Genomic DNA, 19,092 nt, shown 5'->3' on the forward strand with positions numbered 1-19,092 from the left:
TTCTGCGCCCCTCACAAGCCTTCGAGCAGTGCCCGGTAGTCTTCCTGGGCAGCGAATTCCTCGGTGTCCTTCGGCCCCTGGCGGCTGTCGGGCTGGCGTACTGCAAGCAGATGGCCGATGCCGAAGGTCCGCGCCGCGCGCAGGATCGGCAGGCTGTCGTCGATGAAAAGGCTGCGCGCCGGGTCGAAGTCGACGTCCGCACGCAGTGCCTGCCAGAACTGCTGGTCTTCCTTGGGGAAGCCGTAGTCATGGGAGCTGATCAACCGATCGAGCCAGGGCGCCAGCTCCACTCGTTGCATCTTCAGCGACAGCGAATCGCGGTGCGCATTGGTGATCAGCACCGCGCGCCTGCCGTGCTCGCGCAGTTGCGCAAGGAAGAAATCGGCGTCCGGACGCAGTGCGATCAGGTGGGCGACCTCGCGCTTGAGGTCCATGATCGACAGCTTGAGCTCGCGGCTCCAGAAGTCCAGGCAATACCAGTTGAGCAGCCCGGCGTTGTCACGGAACAGCGGCAGCAGTTCGGCATCGGCCTGGGCGCGGCTGATGCCGTGGTGCTCGGCGTACCGTTGCGGCAGGTGTTCGAGCCAGAAGTGGTTGTCGAAATGCAGATCGAGCAGGGTGCCGTCCATGTCGAGCAGGACGGTGTCGATCCGGTTCCAGGGCAGGCGTGGCATGCTGGGCTTTCGCAAAAGGGTGTCGCAATTGCGCCGCCGATGGACGGAATCGGCGCGATATCTGACACGGAGAATCGGAAAAGGCGGGTTATCATAGCCGACCCGGCCACCCCCAGGAGTCGCCCCATGCGTCAGAAACCCACGGTCCTCGCTCGAGAGATCGTTGCCAGAAGCCGGCTTTTCGCCGTCGAGGAGCTGCAGTTGCGCTTCTCCAATGGCGTCGAACGGACCTACGAGCGCCTGGTTGGCAAGGGGCAGGGCTACGGTGCTGTGATGGTGATCGCCATGCTCGACGGCGAGCACGCCGTGCTGGTGGAGGAGTATTGCGCCGGGGTCGACGAATACCAGCTTTCGTTGCCCAAGGGCCTGGTGGAGCCGGGTGAGGACATCCTCGACGCCGCCAACCGCGAGCTGAAGGAAGAAGCCGGTTACGGCGCCCGTCAGCTGGAATACATCACCGAGCTGTCTCTGTCGCCCGGCTACATGAGTCAGCGCATCCAGGTGGTGCTCGCCCGTGACCTCTACGAAGAATCGCTGCCCGGCGACGAACCCGAGCCCATGGGCGTGGACAGGATCAGCCTGCGCGAGCTCTCCAGCCTCGCGCAGAATGCCCAGTTCAGTGAAGGGCGTGCCCTGGCCGCGCTCTACCTGGTGCGCGACCTGTTGACCCAACGAGGGGAGTTCCAACCGTGATGAATGCCTTCCTACCTGCCGTGATCGACCTGGTGCATAAGGCGGGCGATGTGATCCTGCCGTTCTGGCAGGGCGACCTGGATGTCCAGAGCAAGTCCGACGAATCGCCGGTGACCGCCGCCGACCTGGCCGCCCACCGCCTGCTGGCCGACGGCCTGCGCGCGCTGGCGCCGGATGTGCCGGTGTTGTCCGAGGAGGATTGCGACATTCCCCTGGAGCAACGGGCCCAGTGGAGCCGCTGGTGGCTGGTGGACCCGCTGGACGGCACCAAGGAGTTCATTTCCGGCAGTGACGAATTCACCGTCAACGTCGCGCTCATCGAGCACGGGCGCGTGATCTTCGGCGTAGTCGGTATCCCCGCCAGCGGCCGCTGCTACTACGGTGGTACCGGCCTTGGCGCCTGGCGCGAAGAGCGTGGCGGCGAGCCCGAGGCCATCGAGGTACGCAGCAGCCCGGAAGATGTCTTTACCGTGGTGGCCAGCAAGCGCCATTCCAGCCCGCAGCAGGAAAGCCTGCTGTCCGGCCTCGCGCAGCGCTTTGGCGACCTGAACCTGGCCAACATCGGCAGTTCGCTGAAGTTCTGCCTGCTCGCCGAAGGCTCGGCGGACTGCTACCCGCGCCTGGCGCCAACCAGCCAGTGGGACACGGCAGCCGCCCAGGGTGTGCTGGAAGGCGCCGGCGGCGAGGTGCTGGATACCAAGGGCGAGCCTTTTACCTACGAGGCGCGGGAAGGTTTTCTCAACGAGTCCTTCCTGGCGCTGCCCAAGGCGGCCGAATGGCGCGACGATCTGATCCAGCTGGCCCGCGCGCTGGACTGAACCTACAGAAAAGCTCCTACGCAGTAGTGATCCATGCCCGAATTACCTGAAGTCGAAACCACCCGCCGGGGCATAGCGCCCCATCTCGAAGGCCAGCGCGTCAGCCGCGTGGTCGTCCGTGAGCGTCGTTTGCGCTGGCCGATTCCCGAGGACCTCGACGTACGTCTGTCCGGGCAGCGCATCGTGCAGGTGGAGCGGCGTGCCAAGTACCTCTTGCTCAATGCCGAAGTGGGCACGCTGATCAGCCACCTGGGTATGTCCGGCAGCCTGCGCCTGGTGGAGTGCGGCACGCCGGCAGCGCGCCACGAGCATGTGGATATCGAGCTGGAATCAGGCATGGCGCTGCGCTACACCGACCCGCGCCGCTTCGGTGCGCTGCTCTGGAGTCTGACGCCGCTGGAACATGAACTGCTGCGCCACCTGGGCCCGGAGCCGCTGACCGACGCCTTCGAAGGCGAGCGACTGTTCCAGCTGTCGCGCAACCGCAGCATGGCGGTGAAGCCCTTCATCATGGACAACGCTGTGGTGGTCGGGGTGGGCAACATCTACGCCACCGAGGCGCTGTTCGCCGCCGGCATCGACCCGCGCCGCGAGGCGGGGACCATCTCGCGGGCGCGCTACGTGAAGCTTGCCCAGGAGATCAAGCGAATCCTTGCCATTGCCATTGAGCGCGGCGGTACCACGCTGCGCGATTTCGTCGGCGGCGACGGCCAGCCCGGCTACTTCCAGCAGGAACTCTTCGCCTACGGGCGCGGTGGCGAACCCTGCAAGGTCTGCGGCTCGACCCTGCGCGAAGTGCGCCTCGGCCAGCGCGCCAGCGTCTACTGTCCGCGCTGCCAACGCTGAGGCCGCGGGGCTGCCGTTAAGCTGCCGCCCCGATCTGCCACTCCACCTTCTGCCATAACAACAATGGCCCCCGACGAAGGGGCTACAGGTGATTCATGTCCGGTAACTATCTGCCCCGCAACCCATTCGCCGAGGCACTCGGCCACAGTATGCTGCGCGTGGCCGGCTGGCGTATCGAAGGCGCGTTGCCGCCACTCGACAAGTTCGTGGTGATCGGCGCGCACCACACCTCCAACTGGGATTTCGTGTTGTTTCTCGCGGTCAAGTTCGTGCTGCGGCTGAACGCCCGCTGGTTCGGTAAGCACACCCTCTTCCGCGCGCCCTTCGGCGCTCTGATGCGCCGCTGGGGCGGCATCCCGATCCAGCGGCACCTCAAGCTGAATACGGTGGACCAGGCAATCCAGGCCTTCCGCGACAACCGCGAGATGATGCTGATCCTCTCCCCGGAGGGTACGCGCCGTAAGGTCGAGCGCTGGAAAATGGGCTTCTACCACATCGCCCGTGGCGCGGGTGTCCCCATCGTCCTGGCGGCGCTGGATTATCCCGGCCGGCGCATCGTGATCGGCGAACCTTTCTGGCCCACCGGCGACGAGTCAGGGGACCTTCGGCGGATGCAGGCCTTTTACCGGCCATTCGTACCGAAAAAGCCGGAATACGCATTCTTCGGCGATTGAAGGCTGTCACGCGACAAGTCATGGAGCGCTGTTATAGTTATGGCAGTCTGCCTGCCCAACTAAACAAAAAAGGACTTCCTTCCATGAACCTGTTCCGCACCACCGCCACTGCAATGGCACTGACCTGCGCATTCTCGGTGCTGCCGGCCGTTGCTCAGGACGCGGTGAGCAACGTCAGTGGCGACCCGACCTACACCGTAGAGGCCCCGCCGGCCTACGCGATGATGGGCGACCTGATTTTCGCTCGTCCGCTGCTGATCGCCGCCACCGTGGTGGGCACCGCTGCTTTCGTGGTGACCCTGCCATTCAGCGCGGCCGGCGGCAATATCAAGGAAGCTGGCCAGGCGCTGGTCGTCGATCCGGGCAAGGCCGCCTTCGTGCGCTGCCTGGGCTGCACCACCAGCGGCTACAAGAAAGACTGATCCGTCGTCCCGTTCCGGGGCGGCTTGGCCGCCTCGCCGGCCCGGCTTGCCGGGTGAGTCCTGTGGGTAGACCATGAACCTGAGCGGCCTGAAGAAGCACCTGCGTCCGCTGCTTCTGCTGCTGGTCGCTATAGTCCTGGGCTACACCTTCTGGTCCAGTGCCGGCCTGCTGCAGTTGGGAGCGGGCCTGGCGCTGTTCCTGTTCGGCATGCAGTGCCTGGAAGAAGGGCTGCGCGATCTTGCCGGCAGCCAACTCGAACGCTGGCTGGAAAAGAGCACCGCGACGCGTGGCAAGAGCCTGCTGTTCGGCCTCTTCGGCACCTTCCTGCTGCAATCCTCGACACTGGTTTCGCTGCTCACCATCGCCTTCATCAGCACCGGGCTGATCCAGCTGGCGGGGGGAATCGCGATCCTGTTCGGCGCCAACCTGGGCGCCACCAGCGGTATCTGGCTGCTGGCACTGGCCGGGCAGAATCTCAGCCTGAGTCCGCTGGCGCTGCCATTGCTGGTGTTCGGCATCCTGCTGGGTTTCAACGGCGCCAAGAGCAAGGCCGCCGGGCGCATCCTGCTGGGGATCGCCTTCATCTTCCTGGGCATCGACCAGATCAAGGAAGGCTTCCAGAGCTTCGGCGATGCCATGGACATGAGCGAGCTGCGTGCCGAAGGCATGCTCGGCGCACTGCTGTTCGTGACCTTCGGCCTGCTCATCACCGTGGTCCTGCAATCCAGCCACGCCACGCTGATGCTGACCCTGGCAGCCCTGGCCGGCGGGCAACTGGAGCTGGGCCAGAGCCTGGCCATCGCCATCGGCTCGAACGTCGGCAGCAGCGTCACCACGGCCTTCGTCGGCTCCCTGGGCGGCAATCGCAGCGGGCAGCGGCTGGCGCTGGCCCATGTACTGTTCAATGTCGTGACCGGGGTGCTGGCCTTCCTGCTGTTGTCGCCGTTGACCTGGCTGGTGCACTGGCTGGTGACGCCGCTGGGCCTGGCGGACAACCCGATGATCCAGCTGGCGCTGTTCCATACGCTGTTCAATGGCATGGGCGTGGCGTTGTTCTGGCCATTGCAGGGCGCGTTGGCCAATGCCCTGGTGCGCTGGTTGCCGGAAGTGGAGGAGCCGGCCGTGCTGATCACCGACATGGCGCCGGCCATGCCGAGCATCGAGCGCACCCATGCGCGCTACCTCAACGAGCGCGCGCTGGATTCCGCCGATGCCGCTGCCAGCGCGGTACTCCAGGAGTTGCGACACCTCGGTCGGTTGAGCATCGAGGTGATCTGCCACGCGCTCTACCTGCCGGTGGACATGCTCAGCCAGCCGCGCATCGACGAGAACGAACTGCGCGCGGCGCCCGACCGCCATGCGCTGGGCGCGGAAGTGCTCTACCAGCGCCATATCAAGGGAGTTTATGGCGATCTGCTGAGCTTCATGGGGCGCCTCGAAGTCCCTCTGGACGAGGAACACCAGCGCTTCTGGCTGTCCTGCCAGGTGGTGGCGCTACAGCTGGTGGATGCCGTGAAGGACGCCAAGCATCTGCAGAAGAACCTGGGGCAGGCTCTGCAGGGCGAGCCTTCGGTGCTGCGCGATACCTATGTCGAGCTGCGCCGGCATCTGATCTCGATGCTGCGGGAAGTACGTGCGCTGGGTTCGCTGATTGGCGGCGATCTACCGCAAGAGGCGCTGGCGGCACGCCTGCAGCTGCTCGACGAAAGCGCCGCCGAATTCGACGGTGCCTTCCGCCAGCGTCTGTTCGCTGCGGTGCGCCGGCACGAGCTGGATGGCCTGCAGATGAGCTCGCTGATGAACGATCTGGGCTACGTCAGCCGCATCATCCAGAGCCTGCGCAATGTGCTGCAACTGGGCACCGAACATGGCCTGTTCGAGCCGGGCGAGGCCGAAGCGCCCGGCCTCATCCTGCCCTGAGGAATCCCTGGTCAGCGCAGCGGTGCCGCCAGTTCGGTGGCCAGGCCGATGCCGCGCGGATCGCTGGCGGACTGCACCTCGCCGGACTTCTTGTTCCACAGCAGGACCTGCTGGTTGCCATAGGCGCGACCCACATCCTTGAGCGTGTAGCCACGGCGCTGCAGGTCGGCCGCTTCGGCAGCGCTGAAGGCGCGTGGTTCGTGCTCGATCACGTCCGGTAGGAACTGGTGGTGGTAGCGCGGCGAAGACACCCAGCGCTGCACCGGCTTGCCGTCCAGGTAATCGAGCATCGCCAGCAACACCATGCTGGGAATTCGGCTGCCGCCGGGCGTGCCGAAGGCGGCCAGCTCGGTGGGGCTTTCGATGAAGCTCGGGCTCATGCTCGACAGCGGGCGCTTGCCGGCGGCCACCGCGTTGGCCTGGCTGCCGGCCAACTGGTAGGCGTTGGCGCCGCTGACGTCGGTGGCGAAGTCGTCCATCTCGTCATTGAGCAGCACGCCGGTGCCGGGCACGGTGAAGGCCGCGCCGAAGGGCAGGTTGACCGACAGCGTGGCAGCAACGGCGTTGCCGTCGGCGTCCATTACCACGAAGTGGGTGGTGTGATCGCCCTCGCGCCAGGCGGGCGCGGGTGGCAGCGAAGAGCTGGGCGTGGCGCGTTGCGGATCGATGCCGGCGGCCAGGCGCTTCAGGTAATCCGGTGCGAGCAGTTGGTTGACCGGGTTGGCGACGCGGTCCGGGTCGCCCAGCAGGCCACGGTCGCGGTAGGCGCGGCGCAGGGCTTCGACGACGTAGTGGACGCGCTGCACGGGTTCGGCCTTCTGCCAGGGCAGCTGCTGCAGCATGCCCAGGCTCTGCGCGAGGGCGACGCCACCGGCGGAGGGCGGCGGGGCGCTGATCAGTTCCTTGCCGTCGGCCAGCGGGTAGCGCAGCGCCTGGCGCTCGACGGTGCGGTAGCTGGCGAGGTCCTCCAGGCTCCACACGCCACCGGCGGCGCGCACGCCTTCCACCAGCTTCTGCGCGGTCTCGCCTTCGTAGAAGCCGATGCGACCATAGCGCGCGAGTTTCTCCAGGGTGTTGGCCAGTTGCGGCTGGCGCATCAGGCTGTATTCCTCGGGCAGGTTGCCCTGGTCGAGGAAAATGCGTGCGGTCTCACGGTCCTGGCGCATCGCGTCGAGACGCCAGGAGGCGCGGTCGATGTAGACACGGTCGATGGACACGCCATCGGTGGCCAGGCGGATCGCCGGCACCAGGTTGTTCGCCAGGGTCTTGCGGCCGTAGCGGCTGGTGATGTCCGCCAGGGCGGCGGGCAGGCCGGGGATGCCGGCGGCCAGAGGGCCGTTGAGCGACAGCTGCGGATCGACCTTGCCGTTGCGCTCGTACATCCGCGCGTGAGCGGCCAGCGGGGCGCGCTCGCGGGCGTCGATGAAATGGTAGGTCGGCGGGCTGCCGGCCTTGCGCAGCAGGAAGAAACCGCCGCCGCCCAGGCCTGAGCCGTAGGGTTCGGCCACCGCCAGCGCGGCGGCGATGGCCACGGCGGCGTCGAAGGCGTTGCCGCCGTCGGCGAGTGTTTCAAGGCCCGCGACAGTGGCGGACGGATGCGCCGTGGCGACGCTGGCCTGGGCCGGGTGTTCCGCGGCGTGCAGCGCGAAGCTGAGCAGCAGCAGGCTGCAGAAGCTGAGCAGGGAGGCGCGGGAGCGGGAGTTCAACGAGGACATGGCATCTCACGAACCGCCGGCATTGCCGGCTGGAAAACCAAATGGGGCGAAGGTGGAGGATAGACAATCCACGGCGCCGCAGGTTTGTGAGAACTCAATGAAAAAGTGTCGAATCGCGCGAAGTCAGGCCTTGCCGGTGAGCTTCTTGTACTTCTCCATCAGCTCTTCCTTGCTCTCGACATGGGTTTCGTCGAGGGGAATGCAGTCGACCGGGCAGACCTGCTGGCACTGCGGCTCGTCATAGTGGCCGACGCATTCGGTGCACAGGTTCGGGTCGATGACGTAGATCTCCTCGCCCTGGGAGATCGCGGCATTGGGGCACTCGGGTTCGCAGACGTCGCAGTTGATGCAATCGTCAGTGATTTTCAGGGACATCGATACAACTCCAACCAGGGCGGCTGCCATGGCGATCGGTAGCAACAAGGATGAAATTGTGCCGTATCGGCGCGCGCAGTGCACGCAGTCAGGGAGTCAACTGACGGAAACCGCCATCCTTGGCGGCGTGCGGATCAGCGCTTGAAGCGCTCGGCCAGGGCGCTGGCCACCGCGGGATGGACGAATTTGGTGATGTCGCCGCCCAGGGCCGCGATCTCGCGCACCAGGGTGGAGGAGATGAAGGAATACTTCTCCGACGGCGTGAGGAACATGCTTTCCAGGTCGGGTGCGAGCTGGCGGTTCATGTTGGCCAGCTGGAACTCGTACTCGAAATCCGACACCGCGCGCAGGCCGCGCAGCAGGATGTTCGCATTCTGCTCCTTGGCGAAATGCGCGAGCAGCGTGGAGAAGCCGACGACTTCTACATTGGGCAGGTGCGAGGTGACCTGGCGGGCCAGCTCGACGCGCTGTTCCAGCGGGAACAGGGGATTCTTCTTGGGGCTGGCGGCGACGGCAATGATCACCTGGTCGAACAGTCGCGAGGCGCGTTCGACCAGATCGGCATGGCCTTTGGTGATGGGGTCGAAGGTACCCGGGTACAACACTCGATTCATCGCGGCGTCCTGGTCGGCTCTTGTTGGCAGGCGGGTGCAATAGCGGGCGGATGGTAACGCAGCATGTCCGTGGGGCCAAGCGACCTTGGTAGTGCTTCCGTGAGCGGACTACCTGAGATTGGCGGCGAGAGACCCATGAGTCACGCACAAGCCCCGTGCCAGAGCCCGTGCGCGGATTCTTGCGCGGCAAACCAGGTAGGAGCGAGCTAGCTCGCTCCTACGAAGAGCAATTGCGCAGGGAGCGTCAACCCAGCCGCTTGGCCAGGGCGTCGGCCAGTTGCGCGGTGAGGCCGTAGACCGAGAGCTGCGGGTTGGCGCCGATGCTGGTGGGGAACAGCGAGCCATCGTGGATCGACAGGTTCTCCAGCTGGTGGTGGCGGCCGAGGCTGTCGCACACCGACTGCGTCGGGTCCTCGCCCATGGCGCAGCCGCCCATCACGTGGGCACTGCCCAGGCGGGTGCGGTACAGCTCCAGGCTCAGGCTGTCGATCAGCTCGTGTGCTTCCTTGGCAGTCTTCACGTAGCCGGCGTCGGCGTGCAGCGGCAGCACGGCCTTGGCGCCAGCGGCAAACTGGATGTCGGCCATGGTGTGGAAGGCGCGGCGGATACCGTCCCAGGTGTAATCGGTCATCTGGTAGTCGAGCACCGGGGTATCGTCACCGCGCAGGCTGACGGAGCCCACTGCGCTGTCCGGATGGAAGCCGTCGCGCATCAGCGCGAGGATCACGTTGGTGTGCGGCAACTGCTCCATGCGCAGCGCATTGTCTTCGCCGAAGCGGCCGAGCAAGGTGGCGCTGAGCGCCGGTTGCAGCGGCGGTACTTCCAGCTTGTAGGACATGCGTCCGGTGGCGCCGTCGTCCCATTGGAAGTGGTCGGAATAGATCGACTGCGGTGCGCCGTAGAACGGGTTGATCACTTCGTCGAACAGGGCGGCGCTGAAGTTCACCGTGTGCAGGAAGGTGCGCTGGCCGACGCGGCCGTTCGGGTCCGGCGCCTTGGAGCGCAGGAGGATCGCCGGGGTATTGATGCCGCCGCCGGAGAGCACGTAGTGACGCGCCTTGATGGTGATCTTGCGGCCGGTGGGGGCGACGCAGCGCTCGTCCATGGCCGAGCATTCCAGGCCGCTGACCTTGTTGCCGTCGAGCAGCAGGCGGTCGGCGCGGGCGAGGAACAGCAGTTCGCCGCCTTTCTCCAGGGTGGCCGGAATGGTGGTGACCAGCATCGATTGCTTGGCGTTGGTCGGGCAGCCCATGCCGCAGTAGCCGATGTTCCAGCAGCCACGGACGTTGCGCGGGATGACCTTCCAGTGCAGGCCGAGCTTCTCGCAGCCGTTGCGGATCACGTCGTTGTTGGCGTTGGGCGGCATGATCCAGGGCGCGACGCCCAGGCGCTGTTCCATCTTCTCGAACCAGGGCGCCATTTCGGCGACGCTGTGGCCCTTCACGCCGTGTTCCTTGGCCCAGTGTTCCAGGGTCGGCTCGGGGGTGCGGAAGCTGGAGGTCCAGTTGACCAGGGTGGTGCCGCCCACGGCGCGGCCCTGGAGAATGGTGATGGCGCCGTCCTTGCTCATCCGGCCGATGCCTTCCTGGTACAGGTTCGGGTAGGCGTCGGCTTCCTGCATCTTGAAGTCGCTGCTGGTCTTGAGCGGGCCTTCTTCCACCAGCAGCACCTTGTAGCCGGCGGCGCTGAGGGTTTCGGCAGTGGTGCCGCCGCCGGCGCCGGTGCCGACGATCACCACGTCGGCCTCCAGGGTCAGGTCCTTGTCCAGGCGCGAGCCATTGTGGACTTTCCAGCCGCGGGCCAGGCCCTCGGCGAACAGATCGGGTACGGGCATCGGAAATCTCTCAGGCGAATTCTTGTTGTTCTGGCGAAATCAGATTTTCGGCGGGCCGGGGTAGCCGCAGTGGCCCCAGGATTCCGGGCGGCTGTACCAGGCCATCATCACCAGTTGCAGCAGCGAGCTGTGGCCCATCTTCAGCAGGGAGATGAAGCTGTTCTGCCAGCGGTTCAGGAAGTTCTGCACATCCTGCGCGCTGGCGTTGTCCCAGCTGCCCCAGATGCCGGTGAGCGGCCCGCGGGTGATCGGCAGGGCGAGCACGTCGAACAGTTGCACGGTGAGCTTGAGCATTTCCGGGGAGAGGTGGTTGAGGCTGTTGTCCAGGCTCTGGAGGGTGCCTTTGACCGCCTCGGCCATGCGCTCGGCGGGCAAGGCGCCGGCCAGCATCACCGGGATCAGCGCGCGCAGGAACGGCAGGTCGGAATCGCGCAGCACGGCAAAGCCATTGGCCGGAGTGCTGGCGGAGCAGCCGCTGAGGCTGGCGGTAACGCCCGCCGTGGCGAGGAAGGCCCCGCCCAGCAGGCCGATCTTGAGCACGCCGCGCCGGGAGAGTCCCGGCGCGCTCAGGGAGGTGTCTGTCATTCTTGTTTTTCCGCCTGTGTCTTGGAGGGTGCCGGTCAGCGAATGAACAGCTTGTAGACCAGCTTCTGCAGCGATTTACCGTAGGGTGGGTAGATCACCCGCGCAGCGTTGAAGCGCGGCTTGCTGAATACGCCCTTGGCCTTGGAGAAGGTCAGGAAGCCTTCGTGGCCGTGGTAGTGGCCCATGCCGGAGGGGCCGACGCCGCCGAAGGGCATGTCGTCCTGGGCGACGTGCAGCAGGGTGTCGTTGAGGCACACGCCGCCGGAGTGGGTCTGCGCCAGTACGTGGTCCTGCTCGCGCTTGTCATAGCCGAAGAAATACAGGGCCAGCGGCCGATCGCGCTCGTTGACGTAGCTGAGCGCCTGGTCGAGGGTCTGGTAGGGGATCACCGGCAGCAGCGGGCCGAAGATCTCTTCCTGCATGATCTTCATCTCGTCGGTCACGTTCAGCACCAGCGCCTGCGGCAGGCGGCGGCCCTGGGCCTGCGGGAACAACGGGATGACGGTGGCGCCGCGGGCCTGGGCGTCGGCGAGGTAGCCGTTCAGGCGCGACAGCTGGCGCTCGTTGATGATCGCGGTGTAGTCCGGGTTGTTTTCCAGTGTCGGGAAGAAGCCCTGGACCACCTGGCGGTAGCTCTCGACGAACTCGTTGACGCGGTTCTGCGGCACCAGCACGTAGTCCGGTGCCACGCAGGTCTGCCCGGCGTTGAGCGACTTGCCGAAGGCGATGCGCTCGGCGGCGTCCTTCATCGGCACGCTGGCCGAGACGATGGCCGGCGACTTGCCGCCCAGTTCCAGGGTCACCGGGGTGAGATTCTCGGCGGCGGCGCGCATCACGTGCTTGCCGACGCTGGTGGCACCGGTGAACAGCAGGTGGTCGAAAGGCAGCTTGGAGAAGGCGACGCCGACATCCACTTCGCCCTGCACCACGGCGACCAGGTCCTCGGGGAAGACCTTGGCCAGCAGATCCTTCAGCACGCGGGCGGATTCCGGGGTGGATTCGCTCATCTTGATCATCACCCGGTTGCCGGCGGCCAGCGCCCCGGTCAGCGGGCCGATGGCGAGGAACAGCGGGTAGTTCCACGGCACGATCACGCCCACTACGCCCAGCGGCTGGTAGATGACCTTGGCCGAGGCCGGCATGAACTGCATGCCCACGCTGCGGCGCGAGGGCTTCATCCACTTTCTCACGCGTTTGGTGGCGTAGTGCACGCCGTGCAGGCTGGGCAGCACTTCGGCGAGCAGGGTTTCGTCGGCAGAACGGTTGCTGAAGTCGGCGTTGATGGCGTCGATGATCGCCTTCTGTTCGGTCACCAGCAGGTTGGCGAGGCTCTTCAGCCACTGGATGCGCTGGCCGGCGTCCGGCATCGGGTTCGCGCGATAGGCCTGGCGCTGGCGTTCGAGAAGGGTTTCCAGCTGGCTGATCTGCTGCTGGGTCTGCTGCAGGTAGGCGATATCGGCAACCATGACGGGCTCCTGGGCGGAAGCGGGTGGGGAAGCTTTCCGGGGATTCACACAGGAATCTCGGATGCTTCGCGTTTTTATACTGTCGCTGGTTTTTTAGAGCAATTGCTCTAGAGTGTCAATCAGCATGCCGTTTTCGCGCCATCAGACCCAGCCAACGAAAAGTTGGGCGGGCCGCCTTGGGTGTTACGCGGTAGCAATCGGTGTACCTTTGGCGTCCACCGCACCGGGCAAAACGACCCTGCAATCCGCTTCGATGAGTTTCGCGAATGGCACCACGCATCAATACCCGTGACCGCATCGCCCAGGCCAGCCTGGAGCTGTTCAACGCCCAGGGCGAGCGTAGCGTCACCACCAACCACATCGCCGCGCACCTGGGCATCTCGCCGGGCAACCTTTACTACCACTACCGCAACAAGCAGGTGATCATCGCCCAGCTGTTCGCCGAGTACGAACGCCACGTCGACCAGTTCCTGCATCTGCCCGAGGGCCGCGCGCTGACGGTGGAGGACAAGACCTTCTACCTCGAGGCGCTGCTCGCCGCGATGTGGCACTACCGCTTCCTGCACCGCGACCTGGAGCACCTGCTGGACTCCGACCCGGAGCTGGCCGCTGCCTACCGCACCTTCGCTCGTCGCGCCATGGACAACGCCAAGGCGATCTACCGCGGCTTCGTCGATGCCGGCATCCTGCAGATGGACGAACCGCAGCTCGAAGCGCTGACCCTGAACGCCTGGATCATCCTCACCTCCTGGGTGCGCTACCTGTGCACCACCCGCGAGGTGGCCAGCGACCTCAGCGAAGCGCTGATGCGTCGCGGCATCTACCAGGTGCTGGCGCTGGAAAGCGGCCACATCTCGCCGGCGTTCCGCGAGGCGGTGGCGGCGGTGTTCGACCGGTTGTACGTGCCTCTGGAAGACTGAGTTTCGTTCAGGCGTCGATCTTGCGCGGCCCCGGTACCCGAGGTCGCCGCAGGGCGATGCCATGGCGCAGGAAGAACTCTTCCACACCCTCGGTGGCGTCCGTGTAGAGCGTGCGGTTCGGGTGGTCGGCGAGGAAGCGCGCCATCAGCGCCAGGCCTATCCCGCGCGACTGGAAGCCTGGCAGCACGGCGATCTCCGCCAGCCAGGTGGTCTGCGCCGTCTCGCTTTCCGCACGCAGCAGACCGAGGACCTGGTCGCCGTCCAGGGCCAGCAGGAAGTAGCTGGAGAATTCATAGAGATCGCGCAGTTCCGCGGTGCTGCCGGGGGAGCCCCAGCCCACGGCGCGGTACAGCGAGGCAATACCGGCGCACTGGGCGTCGCTCAGTGCCGGGTTGTGCAGGATCGTCAGCGGCGTGTCGTGCATGGCGGCGCTCCTTTCTGGCGTTTCCTTCCTGGTGCAATTTCAGTCTGCCTCATTCCCGTTCTGCTGGGCTGATCCAGCGCAGTCAGGCTTCGCGTCGTTCGCGCAGCCACTGCGGGATGCGGCGCTCCAGGTAATAGTCCGGGCGCGCGGGGGAGCCGCCGATGAAGCCGACGTGGCCGCCGTGGGCCAGCAGCTCCAGTTGCGTCGACGCGGAAAGCTCGTCCGGCTGCGGCACGCTGTCGGCATGGATGAACGGGTCGTCGCTGGACTGGATGACCAGCGTCGGCACCCGGATGCCGCCCAGGTAATAGCGGCTGGAGGCGCGCCGGTAGTAATCGTGTACATCGGCGAAACCGTGCAGCGGCGCGGTCACCCGGTCGTCGAAGTCCCAGAAGGTGCGCATGCCGTCCAGCGGGCCGAGGCGCTCGAGCGCAGCGAGGTTTTCCGCGTGGCCGCCGGCGGCGAAGGCCTGGCGCTTGGTCTGCACGTAGGCCACCAGTTCGCGCATGAAGTGCGCCTGGTAGACCTTGGAGAAGCCGATGCCGATGCGATCCGCACACTGGTCGAGGCGGAACGGCACCGACACCGCGACCGCGCCTTTCAGCGGGCAGCTATCCGAGGATTCGCCCAGGTACTTGAGCAGCACATTGCCGCCCAGCGAGTAACCCACCGCATAGAGCGGCGCCATCGGCCGCTTGGCACGAACATGGGCGACTACCGAGGCGAGATCCTCGCTGACGCCGGAGTGATAACCACGCGGCAACAGGTTCGATTCCCCCGAGCAGCCGCGCCAGTTCAGCGCCACGCTGGCCCAGCCCTGCGCGGCGAGTTGCTGCTGCAGGCCGAGGATGTAATGCGAGGACGACGAGCCGGTCAGCCCATGCAGCGCCAGCACCAGCGGCGCATCCGCCTCGTGCGGGCCGTGCCAGTCGAGGTCGATGAAGTCGCCGTCTTCCAGCCACAGGCGCTCGCGGGTGCGCTGGAGGCTGGGCAACTGGCGCAGGAGCGAGCCATACAGGGTCTGCAGGTGCGGGCCGGGTAGCCACCAGGCGGGTTTGAACGGGGAGAGTATGGTCATCATTGAGCAATGGGGGCGGACAAGCTGCGATAGTAACGCCAAGTCAGCCCCGCGATGGATGTCTTGCACTCCCTCGGCGCGGCGCACCCATGAAAAGGAGGGGAGGCATGTGGAAGAAAATCGCGGCGCTGAGCCTGGCGTTTTGGCTGGTGGCCTGTGGCGAGCCGGTGCCTCAGGATCACAAGTCGTACGTCGGGGATTGGCGCTCGGCGCAAATGAGCTTGCTCATCACGGCGGATGGGCGTGTTGCCTACAAGCGCCTTTCGGGTGGCGGCTCGCGCTCCATCGAGGCGCCGATCAAGAGCTATGACGCCGATGGGTTTACCGTGGGTGTCGGGTTCCTCGATACCCATTTCAAGGTGTCGAAGCCGCCTCATCGGGATGGCAGCCAGTGGAAAATGGTGGTGGATGGCGTGGAGCTGACCCGCGTCAGCTCCGTCGACATCGGCAAATCCATCTGACCGGTTCAGTCCTCCCGTTGCCACAGCGCGTAATGCACCGAGCCGGCTGTCTTTTCCCGATGCAGCCGCCAGTTGCCCGGTAGGCCGAGGCTGGAGGGCACGGCTTCGCTTTCGGTGTAGATCCACGCGTCCTTGGCCAGCCAGCCGCGCTCTTCCAGCAGGCGGCAGGCGTTCTGCAGCAGGTCCTGGTGGAAGGGCGGGTCGAGGAAGACCAGGTCGAAGGCTTGCGAAGCCGGGGCATCGAGGTAGCGCAGCGAGTCGGTCATCAACAGTTGGCCGTTGCCGCACTTGAGCGTGTCGAGCGTGCTGCGCAGCGCGGCCACGGCGTCGCCGTTGGTATCCAGCGCAAGGCCTGCGCTGGCGCCGCGCGATAGCGCTTCGAGGAACAGCGCACCGCTGCCGGCGAAGGGGTCGAGCACACGGGCGCCGGGGACATAGGCGGCGAGCCAGTTGAACAGCGTCTCGCGCACCCGGTCCGGCGTCGGGCGCAGGCCCGGGCCGTCGGGGAAGGCGAAGCGCCGGCTGCGCCATTCGCCGCCGATGATGCGCAGCTGGCCCTGGCCGCCGTGAGGCTTCTGTGCGGCGCGCGGGGCGCCGCCGGGTCGTTTGCTCATCAGTGCTCCGGTACGCCGGCGGGTTGCGCGGCGGGTTTGTCGGTGGGCGGCGGCAGCGGTTGCTGCGGCACGGTGGGGCCGGCGGTGACGATGACGAAGGCGTCCGGGTCGAGGTGGCGGCGCATCGCTTCCTTCACCTGCTCCACGCTCAGGCCCTGGACTTGGCTGAGGAAGGTTTCCAGGTAATCCAGCGGCAGGTTGTAGAAGCCGATGGCGCCCAGTTGGCCGACGATGTCGGCGTTGCTCGCGGTGGACAGCGGGAAGCTGCCGGCCAGCTCGCGCTTGGCGTCGTCCAGTTCCTTCTGCGTCGGGCCCTTGTCGAGGTAGTCGCGGACGATGTCCTGCACCAGCTTGAGGGTACCTTCGCTCATTTCGGCGCGGGTCTGCAGGCCGATGGTGAACGGCCCGCGCGACTGCATGCCGGTGAAGCCGGAGTACACGCCGTAGGTCAGGCCGCGCTTCTCGCGCACCTGGTCCATCAGTCGCGTGCCGAAGCCGCCGCCACCGAGGATCTGGTTGCCCAGGTAGAGCGCGGCGTAGTCCGGATCGTTACGGGTGATGCCCAGCTGCGCCAGCATCAGCTGGGTCTGCTTGGAGGGGAACTCGATGTGGGTGACGCCGGCCTTGGGCGTCTGCGGCTCGCCCGGCGCGGGCAGGGCGGGACCCTTGGGCAGTGACTTGGAGACGCTGCCGGCGATGGCTTCGGCCTGCTCGCGGGTCAGGTCGCCGACCAGCGCAATGACCACGTTGCCGGCGGCGTAGGCTTTCTGGTGGAAGGCGCGCAGCTGGGCGACGCTGATCTTGGGCACCGACTTTTCGTTGCCGTCGCTGGAATGGGCGTACGGATGATCGCCATAGAGCCGCTTGAACAGTTCCAGGCCCGCCAGCTTGCCGGGGTTCTGTTTCTGGTATTCGAAGCCGGCCATGACCTGGTTCTTGATGCGCGCCAGGGCGTCTTCGGGGAAGGTCGGTTGGCCGATCACCTGGTCGAACAGTGCCAGCGCTGCGTCGCGCTTGGCCGGCTCGCTCAGGCTGCGCAGGCTGGCCACCGCCATGTCGCGGTAGGAGCCGTTGCCGAAGTTGGCGCCCAGGTCGTCGAACCCGGCGGCAATCGCGCTGGTGTCCTTGCCGGGCACGCCTTCGTTGAGCATGGCGTTGGTCAGCATGGCCAGGCCGTAGGTGTCGCCGTCCTGGCTGCTGCCGGCGGCGAAGGTCAGGCGCAGGTCGAACATCGGCAGTTCATGGGCTTCGACGAAGAGCACGCGGGCGCCTTCGGCGGTCTGCCATTGCTGGATGTTCAGCTTGCGGTGGCTGGGCGCCTTGCCGGCGGCTTCGGCCAGCGATTGCAGGCCGGTGGGCGCGGCGTTTTCGGCGGCAGCTGGTTGTGCAGGGGCGGGCGCCGGCGCGGTCGCTTCGGGCTCGGCGGCGGGACGGGAAACGAACAGCACCAGTCCGGCGATCAGCGCGATGACGATCAGCCCGACCAGGCCGTAGCGCAGGCCATTGCGTTCACTCATGGCGCGGCTCCTTGTCGGTGGCGACTTCCGGCAGGACCTGGGCAAGGGTCAGGCGGGAGCGGGTGAAGTAGGTGCGGGCGGCTTTCTGGATGTCGTCGGCGGTGACGGCCTGGATGGCTTCCAGGTCCTTGTCCGCCAGTTGCCAGCCGAGGCCGACGCTTTCCAGTTCGCCGATGGTGCTGGCCTGCCCGGCGATGGAGTCGCGCTCGTAGACCAGCCCGGCGATGACCTGGGCGCGGACGCGCTCCAGTTCTTCCTTGCTCGGCGGGTTCTGCTTGAGGTCTTCCAGCTGATTCCACAGCGCGGCTTCGACCTGGTCGAGGGTCTTGCCGGTCTGCACATTGGGCGTCGCGGAAAGGAAGAACAGACCGTCGCCGCGGGGGAAGGCGTCGTAGGAGGCCGAGGCGCCGGCGACGATTTCCTCGCCGCGCTCCAGTCGCGAAGCCAGGCGGGCGCTGTAGCCGCCGTCGAGGATCGCCGAGATCAGGCGCAGGGCGTTGATCTGCCGGGAGTCGTCACTGCTGCCCAGGGTCGGCACGTTGAAGCCCATGATCAGGCTGGGCAGCTGGGTGCGCACATGCAGCTTCAGGCGGCGCTCGCCCGGCTCGGCCAGCTCCAGCGGCTTGCGCGCGGCGGGCAGGTCGCGTTTTGGAATCTCGCCGAAGTACTTCTGCGCGAGCGCTTTGACTTCATCGCCGGTCACGTCGCCGACCACCACCAGGGTGGCGTTGTTCGGCGCGTACCAGGCCTGGTACCAGTGGCGCAGGTCGTCGATGGTCATGCGCTGCAGGTCGGCCATCCAGCCGATGGTCGGCGTGCGGTAGCCGCTGGCGGGATAGGCGGCGGCCTTGAAGCGCTCGAAGGCCAGCGCGCTGGGCTTGTCCTCGGTGCGCAGGCGGCGTTCTTCCTTGATCACCTCGATCTCGCTCTTGAACTGGTCGGCCGGCAGGGCGAGGTGCGCCATGCGGTCGGCTTCCAGCTCCAGCGCTACCGGCAGGCGGTCGCGGGCCAGCACCTGGTAATAAGCGGTGTAGTCGTCGGTGGTGAAGGCGTTCTCTTCGGCGCCGAGGTCGCGCAACACCAGCGATGCCTGGCCGGGGCCGAGCTTGCGGCTGCCCTTGAACATCATGTGCTCCAGGGCGTGGGAGAGGCCGGTGAGGCCGGGCGTCTCGTAGCTGGAACCGACCTTGTACCAGAGTTGGGAGACCACCACGGGCGCGCGGTGGTCCTCGCGGACGACGACCTTCAGGCCGTTGTCCAGGGTGTATTCGTGGGTGGGCTGTGGTTCGGCGGCAACGGCCATCAGCGGCAGCAACAGGGAACCGAGCAGCAGGCCGGCGTGGCGGCGTGCAAGGGTTTTCATCGTGGACTGAACCTTTCGGGCTGTCCGCGGGGTCTATGCAGGCTGGCGGCCAGCCTCTTAACCCCGGCGGGCGAGGAG

The 19,092-nt window shown here is 66.3% G+C and carries 20 protein-coding genes; 8 read left to right on the forward strand and 12 right to left on the reverse strand.

Going from position 1 to position 19,092, the window contains the following annotated elements; all coding sequences use genetic code 11:
- Positions 1–11: 11 nt before the first annotated feature.
- Positions 12–674 (reverse strand): GMP/IMP nucleotidase, encoded by a 663-nt coding sequence (gene yrfG, locus LDJ84_RS01940; RefSeq protein ID WP_024767009.1) that lies wholly within the window; start codon positions 672–674, stop codon positions 12–14.
- Between the two features lie 126 nt (positions 675–800).
- Here yrfG and nudE point away from each other — a divergent pair, with 126 nt between their 5' ends.
- The 6 genes from nudE (at position 801) to LDJ84_RS01970 (ending at position 6,048) form a co-directional block, all read left to right on the forward strand.
- Entirely contained in the window at positions 801–1,367 is a 567-nt protein-coding gene (nudE, locus tag LDJ84_RS01945) for an ADP compounds hydrolase NudE (protein WP_037015903.1), read from the forward strand.
- Positions 1,367–2,185 (forward strand): 3'(2'),5'-bisphosphate nucleotidase CysQ, encoded by an 819-nt coding sequence (gene cysQ / locus LDJ84_RS01950; protein WP_141678545.1) that lies wholly within the window; start codon positions 1,367–1,369, stop codon positions 2,183–2,185. Before nudE ends, cysQ begins: the two co-directional genes overlap by 1 nt.
- Before the next feature lie 33 nt (positions 2,186–2,218).
- Positions 2,219–3,031, forward strand: a complete 813-nt coding sequence (gene mutM, locus LDJ84_RS01955) for a bifunctional DNA-formamidopyrimidine glycosylase/DNA-(apurinic or apyrimidinic site) lyase (RefSeq protein WP_054907793.1) — start codon at positions 2,219–2,221, stop codon at positions 3,029–3,031.
- 95 nt (positions 3,032–3,126) lie between these two features.
- On the forward strand, positions 3,127–3,705 hold the full coding sequence (locus LDJ84_RS01960; RefSeq protein ID WP_024767005.1) for a lysophospholipid acyltransferase family protein: 579 nt from the start codon (positions 3,127–3,129) through the stop codon (positions 3,703–3,705).
- A gap of 83 nt (positions 3,706–3,788) precedes the next feature.
- Positions 3,789–4,127: a hypothetical protein gene (locus tag LDJ84_RS01965; protein WP_024767004.1), complete on the forward strand. Its 339-nt coding sequence runs from the start codon at positions 3,789–3,791 to the stop codon at positions 4,125–4,127.
- A gap of 73 nt (positions 4,128–4,200) precedes the next feature.
- Positions 4,201–6,048: a Na/Pi cotransporter family protein gene (locus LDJ84_RS01970; protein WP_065086230.1), complete on the forward strand. Its 1,848-nt coding sequence runs from the start codon at positions 4,201–4,203 to the stop codon at positions 6,046–6,048.
- Positions 6,049–6,059: 11 nt separating this feature from the next.
- Here LDJ84_RS01970 and LDJ84_RS01975 read toward each other — a convergent pair whose 3' ends face one another.
- The 6 genes from LDJ84_RS01975 to LDJ84_RS02000 form a co-directional block, all read right to left on the reverse strand.
- Positions 6,060–7,763 carry a gamma-glutamyltransferase family protein gene (locus tag LDJ84_RS01975; RefSeq protein ID WP_226045831.1) on the reverse strand — a complete coding sequence of 568 codons (1,704 nt, stop codon included), beginning with the start codon at positions 7,761–7,763 and terminating at the stop codon, positions 6,060–6,062.
- Between the two features lie 123 nt (positions 7,764–7,886).
- A complete protein-coding gene (locus LDJ84_RS01980) occupies positions 7,887–8,138 on the reverse strand; it encodes a YfhL family 4Fe-4S dicluster ferredoxin (protein ID WP_024767002.1) in 252 nt (83 codons plus the stop codon).
- 134 nt (positions 8,139–8,272) lie between these two features.
- Positions 8,273–8,752, reverse strand: coding sequence for a pantetheine-phosphate adenylyltransferase (coaD, locus tag LDJ84_RS01985; RefSeq protein WP_024767001.1), 480 nt, complete (start codon positions 8,750–8,752; stop codon positions 8,273–8,275).
- A gap of 244 nt (positions 8,753–8,996) precedes the next feature.
- A complete protein-coding gene (locus tag LDJ84_RS01990) occupies positions 8,997–10,586 on the reverse strand; it encodes a GMC family oxidoreductase (protein WP_226045832.1) in 1,590 nt (529 codons plus the stop codon).
- Between the two features lie 39 nt (positions 10,587–10,625).
- Complete coding sequence (locus LDJ84_RS01995; protein ID WP_226045833.1) at positions 10,626–11,171, reverse strand: twin-arginine translocation pathway signal protein; 546 nt, start codon at positions 11,169–11,171, stop codon at positions 10,626–10,628.
- Between the two features lie 35 nt (positions 11,172–11,206).
- Positions 11,207–12,637, reverse strand: coding sequence for a coniferyl aldehyde dehydrogenase (locus tag LDJ84_RS02000; protein WP_226045834.1), 1,431 nt, complete (start codon positions 12,635–12,637; stop codon positions 11,207–11,209).
- 266 nt (positions 12,638–12,903) lie between these two features.
- On the opposite strand from LDJ84_RS02000, the gene LDJ84_RS02005 reads away from it, so the two are divergent.
- Positions 12,904–13,557 (forward strand): TetR/AcrR family transcriptional regulator, encoded by a 654-nt coding sequence (locus LDJ84_RS02005; protein ID WP_024767431.1) that lies wholly within the window; start codon positions 12,904–12,906, stop codon positions 13,555–13,557.
- A 7-nt stretch (positions 13,558–13,564) separates the two neighbouring features.
- On the opposite strand, the gene LDJ84_RS02010 is transcribed toward LDJ84_RS02005, so the two are convergent.
- Together LDJ84_RS02010 and LDJ84_RS02015 are read right to left on the reverse strand one after the other, a co-directional pair.
- Entirely contained in the window at positions 13,565–13,981 is a 417-nt protein-coding gene (locus tag LDJ84_RS02010) for a GNAT family N-acetyltransferase (RefSeq protein ID WP_037008099.1), read from the reverse strand.
- An 82-nt stretch (positions 13,982–14,063) separates the two neighbouring features.
- Positions 14,064–15,059 (reverse strand): hydrolase, encoded by a 996-nt coding sequence (locus LDJ84_RS02015; protein ID WP_169889069.1) that lies wholly within the window; start codon positions 15,057–15,059, stop codon positions 14,064–14,066.
- A gap of 107 nt (positions 15,060–15,166) precedes the next feature.
- Between LDJ84_RS02015 and LDJ84_RS02020 the strand changes: the two genes are divergently transcribed.
- A complete protein-coding gene (locus tag LDJ84_RS02020) occupies positions 15,167–15,520 on the forward strand; it encodes a hypothetical protein (protein ID WP_226045835.1) in 354 nt (117 codons plus the stop codon).
- A gap of 5 nt (positions 15,521–15,525) precedes the next feature.
- On the opposite strand, the gene rsmD is transcribed toward LDJ84_RS02020, so the two are convergent.
- Genes rsmD through LDJ84_RS02035 form a run of 3 tightly spaced genes read right to left on the reverse strand, consistent with a single transcriptional unit; the run spans position 15,526 to position 19,014 of the window.
- On the reverse strand, positions 15,526–16,134 hold the full coding sequence (gene rsmD, locus LDJ84_RS02025) for a 16S rRNA (guanine(966)-N(2))-methyltransferase RsmD (protein WP_038803493.1): 609 nt from the start codon (positions 16,132–16,134) through the stop codon (positions 15,526–15,528).
- Positions 16,134–17,651, reverse strand: coding sequence for a M16 family metallopeptidase (locus tag LDJ84_RS02030; protein ID WP_226045836.1), 1,518 nt, complete (start codon positions 17,649–17,651; stop codon positions 16,134–16,136). The genes rsmD and LDJ84_RS02030 overlap by 1 nt, the downstream gene beginning before the upstream one ends.
- On the reverse strand, positions 17,644–19,014 hold the full coding sequence (locus LDJ84_RS02035; RefSeq protein WP_024767426.1) for a M16 family metallopeptidase: 1,371 nt from the start codon (positions 19,012–19,014) through the stop codon (positions 17,644–17,646). The genes LDJ84_RS02030 and LDJ84_RS02035 overlap by 8 nt, the downstream gene beginning before the upstream one ends.
- Between the last annotated feature and the right edge of the window lie 78 nt (positions 19,015–19,092).

Source organism: Pseudomonas sp. HS-18, from assembly GCF_020401845.1.
Taxonomy (GTDB): Bacteria; Pseudomonadota; Gammaproteobacteria; order Pseudomonadales; family Pseudomonadaceae; genus Pseudomonas; species Pseudomonas nitroreducens.